Annotated in this window: 3 protein-coding genes; all 3 read right to left on the bottom strand. The window is 76.8% G+C overall.

What is annotated here, in order from left to right; all coding sequences use genetic code 11:
* The coding region (locus G3I65_RS41175) for a glycosyltransferase family 2 protein (protein ID WP_375336760.1) at window positions 1-404 on the bottom strand (404 nt) is incomplete at its 3' end.
* On the bottom strand, window positions 401-1213 hold the full coding sequence (locus tag G3I65_RS41170) for a mycofactocin-coupled SDR family oxidoreductase (RefSeq protein ID WP_239071754.1): 813 nt from the start codon (window positions 1211-1213) through the stop codon (window positions 401-403). The genes G3I65_RS41170 and G3I65_RS41175, both read right to left, overlap by 4 nt.
* Window positions 1210-1533, bottom strand: a 324-nt coding sequence (locus tag G3I65_RS41165; protein WP_160700882.1) for a creatininase family protein, incomplete at its 5' end; no start/stop codon positions are given. The genes G3I65_RS41165 and G3I65_RS41170, both read right to left, overlap by 4 nt.

The following is a 1533-nucleotide window of genomic DNA, read 5'->3' as shown; positions in this document are numbered from 1 at the left end:
CGGCGCACGAGCTTCGCCCCGTGCGCGGCGGCCACCGCGGCGATGGCGGCGGGGTCTTGGGAGCCGTCGTCGACGACGAGGACGGGGTAGCGGTCGCCGAGCCCGGCGAGGCAGCGGGCCAGCGGTGCCGGACGGTCGAGCACCGGGACGACGACGGTGAGGTCGGCGGGGTGGTCCGGTTCGGGCGGGAGCGGGTGGGCGAGCCCGGCGTCGGTGAGGTGCCGGGCGAGGGCGCCGGTGGCGGCGTCGGTGACCGGGCTGTCGGCGAGGTTCCGCAGAGCGGTTTGCCCGGCGGCGGACAGGCGGAGGACGCGGGCCGGGGAGCCGCCGAAGAGGAGGTCGGCGGTGAGTTGCTTGGTGTCGCGGTCGAGTTCGACCCGGAACCCGGGTGGCAAGGGGGTCACAGGGCCAGCCCTCCGTCCACGGGCACAACGGCGCCTGTCATGGCCCCGCTGTCTGGCCCGGCGAGGAACGCCAGCACGGCGGCGACCTCATCGGGGTCGAGCAACCGGTGGACCGGCTGCTGCGCCGCGAAGGCGGCCGCGTCGGGCAGCGCGTAGAGGCGGGCGCTTTCGGCGAGGATGGGGGTGTCGGTCGAGCCCGGGCTGACGGCATTGGCGGTCACCCCGGTCTCCCCCAGCTCGGCCCCGAGCGCCCTGACGAGCCCCGCGACCCCGGCTTTCGCGGCGCAGTAGGCGGCGAGCATGGGCAACCCCCGCGTGGCGGCGGCCGAAGCGACGGCGAGGAACCGTCCCGACCGGGGCCGCGGCCGCCGCAGCAGCGCGGGCACGGCGGCGCGGGCGAGGTGGACGACGCCGTGGAGGTCGACCTCCAGCACCGCCCGTTCCTGCGCTTCCGGTACCTCCCACAGTGGCACGCCCCCGGCGACGACCCCGGCCGCGGCGATGGCGACGTCGAGGCCGCCCCAGCGCCGTTCGGCTTCCGCGACGGCGGCTTTCATGGCCGCGGGATCCCGTACGTCGGCGACGAAAGCGGCGGCGGTCCCACCCGCCTTTTCGACGACGGCGGCGAGTTCGGCCTCGGTGCCCATGGGGTAGGGCAGGGCGGGATCATCGGCGGCCAGGTCGACGGCGAGGACGGCGTAGCCCTGCTGCGCCAGGCGAAGGACGGTGGCGGCCCCGATCCCCCGCGCGGCACCGGTGACGAGCGCGACCCGGGCGGTCATCGCGGCCTCCGCAGCCTGGCTCGTCATCCCCGCCTCCATCCGTCCACATGCGACACCAGCGCCGCCGTCAGCTCGCTCAGCAACTCCGTCCCCTCCGCAACCGTCGCCGGCCTCGGGTCGCCGAGGACCCCGGTCGCCGTCACCGCGCGCACCCCGCCCTCCCGCAACAGCGGCAGCAGTTCCCCGATCGGCCGCCGGTCCCCCGCCACCGCCCGGTCCATCCGCACACAACCCGGCCGCAGCGCCAGCTGCAGCGCCGTCTCCGCCCGGCCCGCGTGCGGTTCCCCCGCCCAGCTCGGCGAGAACACCGAAACGTCCCGCGACTCCGCCCGCAGCCGGGCCGCCGC

The organism is Amycolatopsis sp. SID8362 (assembly GCF_010550475.1).
Classification (GTDB): Bacteria; Actinomycetota; Actinomycetes; order Mycobacteriales; family Pseudonocardiaceae; genus Amycolatopsis; species Amycolatopsis eburnea.
This window is presented reverse-complemented; position numbering and strand designations above follow the sequence as displayed.

What these genes read in the sequence shown, in the direction of transcription:
- G3I65_RS41170 (WP_239071754.1), bottom strand. Translation starts at nt 1,213, where the DNA reads ATGACGAGCCAGGCTGCGGAGGCCGCGATGACCGCCCGGGTCGCGCTC.